13 protein-coding genes are annotated in these 13087 nt (G+C 43.5%); 2 read left to right on the forward strand and 11 right to left on the reverse strand.

From position 1 onward, the window contains the following. Positions 1-259 precede the first annotated feature (259 nt). The gene (locus AC0YN7_RS05885; protein ID WP_475809008.1) at positions 260-997 is read left to right on the forward strand and encodes an alpha/beta hydrolase; all 738 of its coding nucleotides are present in this window, start codon (positions 260-262) and stop codon (positions 995-997) included. Between the two features lie 75 nt (positions 998-1072). On the opposite strand, the gene AC0YN7_RS05890 is transcribed toward AC0YN7_RS05885, so the two are convergent. Both AC0YN7_RS05890 and AC0YN7_RS05895 read right to left on the reverse strand, forming a co-directional pair. Beyond that, positions 1073-1573, reverse strand: coding sequence for a low molecular weight protein-tyrosine-phosphatase (locus AC0YN7_RS05890; RefSeq protein ID WP_475809009.1), 501 nt, complete (start codon positions 1571-1573; stop codon positions 1073-1075). Further along, a complete protein-coding gene (locus tag AC0YN7_RS05895) occupies positions 1570-2208 on the reverse strand; it encodes a trimeric intracellular cation channel family protein (RefSeq protein ID WP_475809010.1) in 639 nt (212 codons plus the stop codon). Before AC0YN7_RS05895 ends, AC0YN7_RS05890 begins: the two co-directional genes overlap by 4 nt. 219 nt (positions 2209-2427) lie before the next feature. Between AC0YN7_RS05895 and AC0YN7_RS05900 the strand changes: the two genes are divergently transcribed. Continuing rightward, positions 2428-3069, forward strand: a complete 642-nt coding sequence (locus tag AC0YN7_RS05900) for a thiamine diphosphokinase (RefSeq protein ID WP_475809011.1) — start codon at positions 2428-2430, stop codon at positions 3067-3069. 157 nt (positions 3070-3226) lie between these two features. Here the strand turns inward: AC0YN7_RS05900 and AC0YN7_RS05905 are convergent, their stop codons facing one another. The 9 genes from AC0YN7_RS05905 to AC0YN7_RS05945 form a co-directional block, all read right to left on the reverse strand. Continuing rightward, positions 3227-4165: an aldo/keto reductase family protein gene (locus AC0YN7_RS05905; protein ID WP_475809012.1), complete on the reverse strand. Its 939-nt coding sequence runs from the start codon at positions 4163-4165 to the stop codon at positions 3227-3229. 294 nt (positions 4166-4459) lie between these two features. Next, positions 4460-5236: an MBL fold metallo-hydrolase gene (locus AC0YN7_RS05910; protein ID WP_475809013.1), complete on the reverse strand. Its 777-nt coding sequence runs from the start codon at positions 5234-5236 to the stop codon at positions 4460-4462. Further along, a complete protein-coding gene (locus AC0YN7_RS05915; RefSeq protein ID WP_475809014.1) occupies positions 5233-5907 on the reverse strand; it encodes a GNAT family N-acetyltransferase in 675 nt (224 codons plus the stop codon). Before AC0YN7_RS05915 ends, AC0YN7_RS05910 begins: the two co-directional genes overlap by 4 nt. A gap of 16 nt (positions 5908-5923) precedes the next feature. Then, positions 5924-6583 carry a GNAT family N-acetyltransferase gene (locus AC0YN7_RS05920; RefSeq protein ID WP_475809015.1) on the reverse strand — a complete coding sequence of 220 codons (660 nt, stop codon included), beginning with the start codon at positions 6581-6583 and terminating at the stop codon, positions 5924-5926. 44 nt (positions 6584-6627) lie between these two features. After that, positions 6628-7488, reverse strand: a complete 861-nt coding sequence (locus tag AC0YN7_RS05925; RefSeq protein ID WP_475809016.1) for a carbon-nitrogen hydrolase family protein — start codon at positions 7486-7488, stop codon at positions 6628-6630. A 37-nt stretch (positions 7489-7525) separates the two neighbouring features. Continuing rightward, on the reverse strand, positions 7526-8884 hold the full coding sequence (locus AC0YN7_RS05930) for a sensor histidine kinase (protein ID WP_475809017.1): 1359 nt from the start codon (positions 8882-8884) through the stop codon (positions 7526-7528). Beyond that, a complete protein-coding gene (locus AC0YN7_RS05935; protein WP_475809018.1) occupies positions 8881-9579 on the reverse strand; it encodes a response regulator transcription factor in 699 nt (232 codons plus the stop codon). The genes AC0YN7_RS05930 and AC0YN7_RS05935 overlap by 4 nt, the downstream gene beginning before the upstream one ends. Before the next feature lie 157 nt (positions 9580-9736). Beyond that, positions 9737-11293 carry an ABC-F family ATP-binding cassette domain-containing protein gene (locus AC0YN7_RS05940; protein ID WP_475809019.1) on the reverse strand — a complete coding sequence of 519 codons (1557 nt, stop codon included), beginning with the start codon at positions 11291-11293 and terminating at the stop codon, positions 9737-9739. Positions 11294-11378: 85 nt separating this feature from the next. Next, on the reverse strand, positions 11379-12998 hold the full coding sequence (locus AC0YN7_RS05945) for a serine/threonine protein kinase (protein WP_475809020.1): 1620 nt from the start codon (positions 12996-12998) through the stop codon (positions 11379-11381). Positions 12999-13087: the final 89 nt, after the last annotated feature.

Here is a 13087-nt window from a genome sequence, read left to right on the forward strand (position 1 = left end):
GAAAAACTTTTACCTCTGTTATAGAATTATTATAACCCTGTTTAGCAAAAGTTCAAAGCGAAAAAGCAAAAAAACCGTTGTTTTTTAGCCGATTCTCGTCATTCTTTAAGAAATTGTATATGCTACAGACTTAAATTTTCTGTATAACAGCATAATACAACAAATTAAAAAAAATGATTTATGCCCAGAACACCTTTCTATTGTTTACCCACAACAGCCGCTTTCCATTCAATAATCCATTTTAGAGGGAGATATAGATATGACTGACAACAAATATTTAAAAAGAACAATTAACAAAGAAACGGTTCCTAGTCGCTACCTTCCAGAGCAATCACGTAATTTACGCGTCTTTTTACCGCCAGGCTACAATGAATTGCTTAGCTACCCTGTCGTATACTGTCAAGACGGAGAGGACTTTTTCAACTTTGGCCGGATCGCGACAACCGCTACTAGGTTGATTTTAGATGAAGGTTTAGAACCGTTTATCATTGTAGGGGTCGATGTCGATAAAAAGTTTCGCACCGCGGAGTATGATCCTGACGGGAATCGACATCAAGCTTACCTGCGTTTCTTTGCGGAGGAGCTTCTACCTTTTATAGAAGAGCGTTACTCGGTGAGAAGAGAAGCCGAGGATAGAATTCTTGCAGGAGATTCACTTGGAGGCTCTGTATCGCTTCACTTAGCGCTTGAATACCCACAGTTATTTACAAAAGTCATGTCATTATCCGGCGCTTACTATGCAAGCTCGCAAAGTATAATTGCCAATGTCGCAGACTTAAGCTGGTTAACCATCTATATGATCGTTGGCTTGCAGGAGGACGCCTATGAAACCGATACGGGCGTCTATGATTTCGTATCCTTAAATCGTAACGCTAAAGCGTTGCTGGATCTGAAGCAAGCGACTATCTTTTATGAAGAGAAGGATGGCAAGCACCAATGGGGCTTCTGGCAAAAAGAGCTTGCACAGGCTCTTTCCTACTTTATCGAGATTGAATAACTACCTGTTTTGTTTCCATAAGAAAGAGCTGTCCTTAAGGCCATGGCCGGGACAGCTCTTTCTCTTTTCTATAACTTATATATTCAGTTCGGTTTTTATTCGATTTAGCAATTGCTTACAACCTGCATCAACCAATTCATAAACGAACGAAAAATTCCCGTCATAATACGGGTCCGGTACGTCAACGATCTCGTTATCCGGAAGAAGCTCCATAAACGTGAGAAGCTGCTTGTGCGTGTTTTCAACATTGCTTAATCCGCCTCTTGCATCGTCCATTAGCTTCCGTACATCACGCAGATTATTTGAATCCATACAAACTATATAATCAAAGGTTTCAAAGTCATTATTAACGACTAGACGCGCCTTCATGCCTGCATGTGATATTTGATGCTCCTCCAATTGCTTTCGCGTGCCTTCATGCGGCGGGTGACCCAAATGCCAATCCCCTGTACCTGCTGAATCCACCTCGACCAGTGTAGACAAGCCGGCTTGCTCCAATTGATGCCGCATAACCGCCTCGGCCATAGGCGAACGACAGATGTTGCCTAGACAAACGAACAAAATGCGTGCTTTCATTGTAAACCTTCTTTCTGCTGTGATTCAGCGTTAAGCTTAAGCGAACGGCGCGGTAATTTCCATTTGAAATATACCGACAGCATTCGAAAAGTAATAATAACGACAAATAAAATTAATAATTCAAGATCCGTCTTGGCCCACCCTTGCCCAATCACCACTCCACCCAGCATCGCCCAAACGGCATAGATTTCATCTTTTAGTACAAGAGGCTTGCGTCCAGCAAGCACATCACGAATAATTCCTCCGCCAATACCAGTTAACATAGCCGCAACGAGTACAGCACTAAGCGGGTGTTTCATCTCGGTTGCATAAAGCGCGCCTTGAATAGCAAACGCAGATAAGCCGATAGCATCAAAAAAAGCTTCACTGCGCCGCCAGCGTTGAATCCAATTGAGCGGCAGCAGGAACGCTACCGTCATAGCGATAATCGCTATTTTCAGCAAATAGCCGTGGCTCCAAAGCGTTGTGATCGGCATGCCAATCAACATATTACGCACTACCCCTCCACCAAACGCGGTCACTAAGCCTAGAACGAAAACACCTAATATATCGTATTCTTCCTCCATCGCTACTATTGCACCACTGACCGCAAATGCAATTGTACCGATAATACTAAATATGCCGAAGATGTCCACCCCTGAATTTCCTCGCTTCCCGTCCTATGCACCACTGGCTCAATTGGTACTTCCTTCCCCATTTTAGCTGGGTGAATTCGACTTCGCAACGACAATTTTTTGGCATAGACAGTGCATGATTTCAGAGGCTGGATGGATTATACTAGTTTTTGTAGAAGAAAAAGCTTTATACTTATTTTCATAAACTTAGTTTTTGTACATAAGAAAGGACGATTATAGATGCATCAACCTCGAATTGTAATATTCACGGGAGGACAACTGGACACTTGGGCGCTTGAGCATATACAGCAAGGCGATTTGCTTATAGGTGCCGACAGCGGCGCGCGTTTCCTAATTTCGCAAGGATTCCGCCCGGATATAGCCATTGGTGACTTCGATTCCGTGTCTGAAGAAGATTTCATTGAAATTCGCCAAAAAAGCGGGCAAACGATTGATTGTGACCCTGTTGACAAAAATTATACGGATACCGAAATGGCAGTTCGACTTGCCCTGGATATGAAGCCAAGAGAATTAGTACTGCTCGGCGCGCTCGGAACCCGATTCGATCATTCCTTAGCCAATGTCCATCTGCTGGCGCTCGCTGCTAAAGATAATGTTCGAGCAGCTATTATCGATAACCATAATAAAATTTTTATCGCGACGGACCGACTAACGATTAATAAACAAGGGTATTCCAATGTTTCTTTACTTCCACTCACCATGCGTGTAACAGGAATTACACTAACTGGGTTTCAATATCCGCTTCATGATGCTGAGTTAACTATCGGTCAATCGCTCGGAATTAGCAATGTTTTGACTGATCAGACAGGTACCATCCAATTAAGTGAAGGATTGCTGCTCGTCATCCAAAGTAGGGACTAACTAAAATCGTTACATATCACCTGTAATACAGGAAGAATCTTTTGAAGACATAAACAATAGCCGCTCAAGGTATTTTCCTTGAGCGGCTTCATTATTATATACATCTACACGGCATGATCCTGCTCATTCTTTTTTCAAGCTTTCACATCTTCTAAATTTAAGTCAAAATCTGTTCAATACGCTCTAACATATCAGCACTTATTGTAATTGCAGATGCTTTTGCGTTTTCCTCAACTTGCTCTGGACGACTGGCCCCTATCAAAGCACTGGATACATTCGGCTGCCGCAAAATCCAAGCTAACGCAAGCTGTCCAACTGAGAGTTCAAGCTCTGACGCCAAATGACCTAGTTCAACCACTTTGTTAATTTTCTCATCGGTAACACCTTTTCGCATCCAATCCAGCTTAGCAGCGCGGCTATCCGCCGGGAAGTCAATGACTGAGCTATACTTGCCAGTCAGCAGTCCCTGTGCAAGCGGCGAGAACACAACCTGTCCGATGCCATTACGCTCCCCATAAGGAATTACTTCTTTCTCTATATATCGATTAAACATATTATAGATGGGTTGATTAACTACAATACGGTCGAGCAAATAGCGGTCCGCAATTGCGTGAGCTTCCGCCATCTGTGCTGCTGTCCACTCACTTACCCCGATGTAAAGCACTTTCCCTTGGCGAACCAAATCATCGAGCGCTCGGAGCGTCTCTTCCATAGGTGTCTCTGGGTCATGTCGATGACAGTAATACAGGTCGACATAGTCAGCTCGCAGGCGCTTCAAGCTGGCATGACATTGCTCTATAATATGCTTGCGAGATAGTCCTCGATCATTTGGACCTTCACCCATCTTGTTAAATACCTTGGTGGCGAGTACGTAAGATTCACGAGGGAATGCTTGAAGCGTTTCTCCGAGCAGCTTCTCAGCCTCCCCCCTCTCGTACACATTCGCTGTATCAAAAAAATTAATACCTAACCCATAGGCAGTTTGAATCGCTTTCACTGCATTTTCACGTTCCACATATCCACCATATGTCAACCAGCTGCCTAGACTAATCTCACTAACCTTCAATCCGCTTTTTCCCAGCTTACGGAATTCCATCTTTTTTCATCTCCTCTTAAATGTGATGACACTAAGCTGTAAAGCCGTTAGTTAAGCTTGCCCCTCTATTCTAGACAAGTTTCGTTCAACTTTGAAGTAGTGAAATAATTATTACTTTATTATTTCGAATATAGATACTATACAAAAAGTAACTTTTATCCGATAAGTGACACAAACTCATGAATCTGCTGGTTCCTCCAGAAATCAAAAAAATACAGAGCACAGGAGGCCGAACACCCTTTGCTCTGTATTTGTTAACTGCTATGTACTTCTATGTTTTCGATTCTAATGGTCTCATATCGTTATTGACAAACCAGTCGTGGCAAAAGTCATTCCTTCTGTCAATAAATATGACTTTCTCAAATCAATATCATGCGACATATGAGTGAGTACAGTCCTACTGACTCCCCACTTTTTGGTCAATTCAATGGCTTCGAGAACATCATAAACAGAACGAGTTTCGTAAGGAAACGGCTCATGGTAGAAACTAGTTCCAAGTACCAGTAAATCTAAACCATATAACGGAGCCTGCTGTTCTTCTGTTAATCCAATGGAATCAGAACAATATGCCCAGGTATAACCGCTTTTTATATTCTCGAATCGAAACGCATAAGCGTAACCATTTTTCCCGTGATGAACACGCCAGCTTGACGCCTTCCATTGTCCAAGACGAATGGCCTGATCGAAAGAATGAAACGTAATATGGTTTTCAAGCCAAGGAAAGCGATCTAAAATTTCACCGATGACCTCCGTTGGAGCATAAGCCACTCCCCGCTTCTTCAGCCAGCGACAAGCGTCAGCCCACTCGACTAAGCCGCCAATGTGATCAAAATGCGCGTGTGTGATAAGCATCGTATCAATAGCTCGAAGCTTTGCTGCTTCCATTTGCTTTGCCCAATCTGGTCCGCAATCGATCCAAATCGTTCCTGCCTCGGGCTCTTCCATTTGCAAAGAGGAACGTAGACGACGGTTTATCTTAGTAAATCGCGCTTCTTCGCATACCTCGCAACTACAATAGACGCGCGGCACTCCCATAGAGTCTCCGTTGCCCCTAAATATAAGCTGGGTCATAGTGGAAGCAGCTCTATCTGTTCTAAGCCCCGGATATGATCCATCATTGCAAGCCATTCCTTTGGTTTATTCGGCAAAGCGGAGTAATACCCCTCTAAGAAGGAAACGACAAGTGAGGCGTCAATAACCGACAACTCTTCATCCATCGGCAAGAAACAGAAGTCTAGCTCAGATACAGCCTGTCCTTCATGATCCCAAGACGGATGTACATACGAAATATTTAATCTCTTATAGCCAATATGCGACAGCACCTCACGACGCACGATCGGATTCATAGGAGAAACGCCGCCAAATTCATGCCTCTCCGCACGATACGGATCGTAAACCTCAGCGAACATGCCAAGGGACGTTGTTCCCGACAGTTCTGCAAGTCTCTCAAGATCACGTTCACGATTTCGGAGCAGGAACCTTCCGATTCCGAGTGACGGTTTTCCAATTATCGTAAAATCAGTCATAGCAACTCGTAGTTCTGGGTAGTAGCGGTATTCCGTTGAACCAACCACTTCTCCATCTTGAACAGCTACATACACATGAATTGTAGGATCTTCAAGAGGCTCCTTCCAAAGCTCGTATGCAAGCACCTCTTCGGGCGGGAATATCGTTTGCAGCAGCTGATGCAAAGCGCTGAAATATTGGTCTTCAATGGATGTTATACGATGATAAATTAACATAATAGCAGACTCTCCTCTAATTAAATGGATTCCGCCATTCCATAATGGCGGCATTATTGCAGGACTGAACATCCTCTAAGTAATGATTAGCAACCCCTGTCGGTGTCCGACCGCAGCGCAGAAGAAACGTAATGACAGGATCATTCATTTCCCCTAGCAGCACTTTCTCCAAATAAACCTCAGGGGAAATTTCAGCAGCATATGTATGGTATCCTGGCATTCGTCCGCCGCCTAGCAGTCTTTTCAATCCTAAATGCACGACCGTCTCATACATCGTTTGCATGAGCCATTTTCCAATACCCGATTTACGATACGCAGGAACGACGCAAATATCAATTACGTAAAGCGTATCGCCGCTACCATTGTGATTTCGAATATATCCTTCGTCAGCTATAGAATTCCAATTATGTGACTGGCTATAATCTTTCATATCAACTATAAGTCCTGTCATTGAACCAATTAATTTCCCATCGAGCTCCGCACATAACGCGCCCTCTGGAAAACGAGAAATATGCTCTGACAGCTGCTCTTGGTTCCACCATAATTCTTCCGGGTAAGGAGGAGGAAAGCTTTCACGCTGTATATCTATGAGTGCACTAAAGTCAGACTCGTTATAATTGCGAATAATGGTTTTTTGAGGCTTGCCATCTATAAATAAATATAATGACTTGCGCACTGCTTTTCACCTCTCATCATTTGCTGACTTTTAGAGTCGTTTGATTAATTCCAATCCGTGTAGAGGTCGGTTCTGCGATCTCTCCATGTTGTCACAGATCCACTTATTCTTACATCCTCCAGCAGATTTAAATCGAGATCAGCAACGACTAACATATCATCATTTATGATTCCTTCGCTTAAAATGCCTGCAGGAGGGAATGGAATATCATTAGGTGCAATAATGGCAGCTTGGCCAAAGTTCGAGCGCATGAAATCAACTTTTCGCAAGGAGCCTACCGTTCCTGTCGTCACAATATAAACTTGATTTTCAATTGCTCTTGCATGGCAGCAGTATCGAACACGATAAAAACCGTGTCGATCATCCGTGCAGGATGGGCAAAATATGACATCCGCACCTTTCGCTCGCGCTATCCGTACAATTTCGGGAAATTCAATATCATAGCAGGTCAGCATCGCAATTTTACCGAATGCTGTTTCGAACACTTCAACGCCTTCACCGGGTGACATATTCCACTCGCTGACTTCAGTTGGAGTAAGATGTATTTTATGCTGAATATCTATCTTCCCATTTGGATGGAAAAGATGTGCAGCATTTCGAAGCTTACCATTATCGACTTCAAGAACATGTGTCCCGCCAACAATATATACATCATATTCAACAGCTAATGCACCAAAAAGCTGCAAATAAGCTTCAGTAAAATCAGGAAGTCTCTCAATCGAGAGCGCATTTCCGCTCCCATCACCGATAGACAATAATTGGGTCGTCATAAACTCGGGGAACAATACAAATTGAACCCCATATTCAGACGCATTGCGGACATAATGAGTCACTTGTTCAGCAAATTGCTCAAAGGATTGAATGTCCTCCAGCTTATATTGAACGGCGGCCGTACGAAACTTCATAAAATTAACCTCCTGTCACTAATTATATGTCATTTATCTAAGTTCTACGTTGTTTAAACTGCAGCGTAATCGTAGTGCCTAGACCAGGCAAGCTAAATACATCTACTTTGCCTTCGTGCAAATCGACAATTCGCTTCGCAATGGATAAGCCGAGGCCTACACCGCCGGTAGTGCGGCTTCTTGCTCCATCTACTCGATAGAAGCGTTCAAACAGATGCGGTATCTCATTTTCAGGGATGCCCATCCCCTTATCCTTGACCTCGATTTTAACAATGTTTCTCATAAGAGTAATTGTAATATCAATCGGATCCTTGGAGTATTTAATGGCGTTATCAAGCAAAATAACGAGCAATTGTCTGATTTTGTCCTTATCGCCAACCATACGAACCACCTTGGATAATGCTTTAATACGAATAGAGCGTCCGAAAGTAGTTTGCAGCATCGTCGCGATTTCATCAACGACTTGCACGACGTCAAACATCTCCTGCTGCAACCAATCCTCTTGTTCGGCTTCGGCGAGCATGAGCATCGATTTCGTCAAGTTTTGCAATCGATTCGCTTCTTTATCAATCGCCTCAATCGCCTCGTCACGAAGACTTTGATCATCCCGTCCCCATCGCTTCAGCATACCCGCATAGCTGCTAATAACCGTAAGCGGAGTTTTCAGCTCATGTGAAGCATCCGCTACGAATTGCTTTTGTTTGGCGAATGTACGATCAAGTCGTTCAATCATTTGATTAAACGCGCGTACTAGCTGCAGCAGCTCTGCTGATTCCTCACGATTACTCAGCTCAATTTGCTTGAGTTTACCGCTGCGATCAATTTCTCGCATCGTATTAACCATCTGCTGAATAGGCGCAGTTAGCCTTGAAGTGAACCAATACGTCCCAAAAATAGCAAATAAAACAGCCCCGCCACTCGTAATACTTAAAGCAGCGACCAGCACCTGCAAATAATTGTCCAGTTCATCTAGTATGCGATTAACCTCGAGCATGGCAATGACATTGCCACCCTCATAAATCGGTACACGCATATATAGCACACGTTCTCCGCTCTTAGTAATCATACCGGTATGATGCTGCGTCTCAAAGGTTGCAGGCAGCTCAAGCAAGAGTGGATCCGTGCCTGATATATTGACCACTCGGTTATTCGGCACAATGATGCGGATCATTTCATTTACATTGTAATAATCGTTCAGAAGCTCTGGTGAATTAAGTCCTTGACCGCTCTGTATTCGAGGGTTCTCGAGCATTAGATTCACCTTATTGGATATTACTTCTTCTTCGCTCTCAGTCGTGATTTTTATCACATAAAAATACACGAAAATATTAAACAAAATCAAAATAAAGATAAGCCAAAAAATGGTGAAAAGCGTAAATCGTTTACGCAGTGTCATGCATCGGGCTCCTTTATCATATAACCTACTCCACGAACTGTATGAATCAGTTTATGGCGGTAACCCTTGTCCAACTTTTGGCGTAAATAACGAATATACACATCAACCAAGTTCGTCTCACCAATGAAATCATAGCCCCATACCTCAGATAAAATATCCTCTCGAGACTTTTCATCATTTTTGTTCTCAACTAAGTAAACCAGCAGCTCGAATTCACGCGGCGTCAATTCAATAAGAAGGTCTTTGCGATATACTTTGCGCGTACGCAGCTCAATCGTTAAATCTCCGACCTTAATCAAATCAGAACCTTCCCCTTCTCGCGGGTTAATCTGGAAAATACGTAAAATATTACGAACACGCGCAAGCAGCTCTTCCATTGCGAACGGCTTCGTAATGTAGTCATTCGCACCGTGCTCGAAACCGCTCACTTTATCCGGCACCGTATCTCTAGCAGTCAATAATATAATCGGTACAGGATTACCTGCTTGACGCAATAATCGCAGCACTTCAATACCGCTCATCTCAGGAAGCATAACATCCAACAACATAAGCTCCCATTCCCCTGTAGAAGCCATTTCGTAACCAGTACGGCCGTCAGCCGCTGTTCCTACTGTATAACCTTCATGCTCTAATTCAAGCTGCAATATACGTGAAATACCAGCTTCGTCTTCAACGACAAGAATACGTTCATTCATCTTAACGTTCACCTGCTTTTCGATTATCTTCTTATACACGAGCTTTTTCTTTCATCATAATGAAGCAACATCATAAAAGCAAGCAAGCCGATCTACTGGAAAAGTAGACCGGCGAGTGTTGCATGCAGTATGTCTTGCTTCGGAGACACAGCTGCTATTAGTGCTGTGTTTGCATCGACCAAGCTTCTACATCCCATACTTTGGTAACCCAGTCTTCATAGAAGTCAGGCTCGTGAGATACGAGCACTACTGTGCCTTTAAATGCTGTAAGCGCACGCTTCAATTCAGCCTTGGCAACGACGTCCAAATGGTTCGTCGGCTCATCGAACAAAATCCAGTTACTTTCGTGCATCAACAATTTGCATAGGCGAACCTTTGCTTGTTCCCCACCGCTCAGTTGATTAAGCTGACGAGAGATATGATCATTTTTCAGTCCGCAACGTGCTAGCGCTCCGCGAACCTCTGACTGTGTCATCGTCGAAAACTCATTCCATACATCTTCTAGCGGAGTCATTGTCGGTGCTTTCGACTCTTGTTCGAAGTAAGCTGGGTTCAAATAATCACCACGGTATGTTACTCCGTCAAGAGGTGGAACAACGCCTAGAATGGTCTTAAGCAGAGTAGATTTACCTACACCGTTACAACCAACAATAGCAATTTTATCACCACGTTCAATGAGCATATTCATTTTTGGCAGCAATGGCTTGTTATACCCAATTACCATGTCTTTTGCTTCAAAAACGGTTTTGCTGCTTGCGCGTGATTCTTTAAAGTTAAAAGTAGGCTTAGCCGCTTCTTCAGGTTTGTCGATTCGATCGATACGATCAAGCTGCTTCTCACGGCTCTTCGCCCGGCCAGAGGTCGAGGCACGTGCTTTATTTCGAGAAATAAAGTCTTCCTGCTTTTTAATAAAATCCCTTTGCTTCTCATAGGCGTCGATATGCTGTGCTTTATTCAGGTCGGCCATCTCAAGAAACTTCTCGTAATCGGCTGTATAACGCGTCATCTTCGTAAATTCAAGATGATAAATAACGTTTACTACTTGGTTCATAAAGTCCGTTTCATGTGAAATCAGAACAAATGCATGCGGATACGACTTTAGGTAATTGGTCAGCCAATTGATATGCTCTTCATCCAAATAGTTCGTAGGCTCATCGAGCAATAAGACCGTAGGTTTCTCCAAAAGCAGCTTTGCAAGCAATACTTTTGTACGCTGACCACCGCTCAATGCGGTTACGTCGCGATCTAAACCAATAACGCTAAGTCCTAAACCATTTGCCATTTCTTCTACTTTTACATCGATTAAATAGAAATCGCCTATTTCGAGCTCCTCTTGAATCTCACCCATTCGCTCAAGTAATTTGTCAAGCGTATCCGGATCAGCATCACCCATTTGCGCTGCAATTTCATTTAACTCCTGCTCCAAAACAAGCAGCGGTGCAAAAGCATCCTTCAACACATCGCGAATCGTTTTACCCGCTTCGAGCTTTGTGTGTTGATCCAAATAACCATAATGAACGCGTGGAGTCCATTCCACCTTACCTTCATCTTTCAAAAGCTTTCCTGTCAAAATATTCATTAACGTCGATTTACCAGTCCCGTTAGCTCCTACAAGACCTACGTGCTCCCCTTCTAACAAACGGAAGGATACATTTTTGAATAATACCCGATCCCCGAACGTATGTGATAATTGCTCTACAGTTAACAAACTCATTATTTTATCTCCATTCATGAATGATCACTAATTCTTGTCTTCAAGTTCTATCGTTTTAGCCCGTATTATTGTAACACAAATACGACTATTTTGTATTAATTTCATTGTAAAGTAATGCAAAAATAGGCTGAAAAGCACGATTCAACCTTTTTGCCAACCTTGTTTCGTCCGTTATCCATCGTCCGTTCCATTGAGCGGTTACCGCTGCTTCAGATTGGAGTAAGGGTACTGCGGCAGCCGGCTTTGCTGGAAATAAGGCCAGCCACTCACTCCGTTCGCGAAACCGCAAATCCTTATTAGCAATCCAAACAACGCGACATCCCTTTTCCTTCATCTCACTTGCAATGTCAGTAAGCTTATGAAGAGCTTTAAGCTCCCACTTGGCTACATAAGGATCAGCTACCACAAAAATCAAACGAGACTGCTTCAGCAGTTGAAGCGCACGCGGCTCTTGCCATCTATGAGACAGATCGATTAGAGTAAGCTCACTGCTTGTCTGACGAAGCATCTGATCGAATCTTTGATCATCAGATACGGTGTTCACAGGCTGCTCTGGTTGAAGCGTGATCCAGTTTACCGAGCTGCCTTGTTGCTTGAAAATCATATATCGTTGATCAAAAGCCGGCAGCCCCTTTTGATCAGAGTCTTTCGGTCTAGCTCGCCTCGGCAGCAACCCATGCCATTCTGGATTTAATCCGCTATACTCAACTGCTGTAGTCGATACCTCTAGCTTCTCAAGAAGCGCCGCTAAAGTAACTGAAACAAATGTTGCTCCTGCTCCAGAAGATATAGATAGGACACAAGCTTGAATCCGTTTTACTGGCATGATGTGAGGTTCTGTATGAAACGCTCCTTGAAGATACACCTGCTGCAATTGCTGGTCAAACGGCTTCAAAGCCCGTTCAACCTCATCCATAGATTGAAATCGAAGCTGAGGATTGGACTGCAGCATACGTTGAAGCATAATTTTGAACTCTGTTGGAACCCCGCTTAGCCAATGACCGAATGAATCCTGATTCCAAACATTTAACTTATCTGGAGTATAACTTCTGCCGCTGCTGAGCATGTAATACAGCAGAGCTCCGAAACCATATACATCCGTCCTTGCGTCGCTTTGTCCTAAGCCGGCCTGTTCTGGTGCCGCGTAACCAACTGTACCCAGCTGTTCGGTATCCCGATCCTTATCATCCTTATATCGTCGTGATATACCAAAATCTATTAGCTTTACATGTCCTTTACTATCGATCATCACATTCGACGGTTTCAAATCTCGATGGATGATAGGCGGCGTCTGTGCATGTAAATAACATAAAACAGTGCAAAGCTGAATGCCAATATTTATTATTTGACCAAAAGTAAAGCTGGTGTGGAGCGCTTCAAGTGCAGTAGAAATAGTCTGTCCATCAATATAGTCCATAACGAGTACTTCATATCCTTCTTCTGACAGGGTGAAATAATCAATGATTAATGGTAAATGCGGATGCTGGAGCTGCATTAACATATACGCTTCATCCGAGTACCTGCCTCTGCCATTCGAAACAGGAGCCGTTACCTTCATAGCTCTAAGAGTACCTTCCAGCCTCAAATCCTCTACGGCATATACAACACCCATACCGCCCCGTCCAATCGTACCGACAACACGATAGCGTTCACCAAACATTTCCCCCATCTGTAATGTATGCAAGGTGGTTTGAGGATTGTTCAAGCTAATTCCCCCTGTTTTGAGCACAAAAAAAGGAACCCAATACCGCCAGTTGTTACAGAAGCGGAATTGGGATGCTTTCCCGGTACTCT

This window comes from Paenibacillus sp. J31R122 (assembly GCF_056269185.1).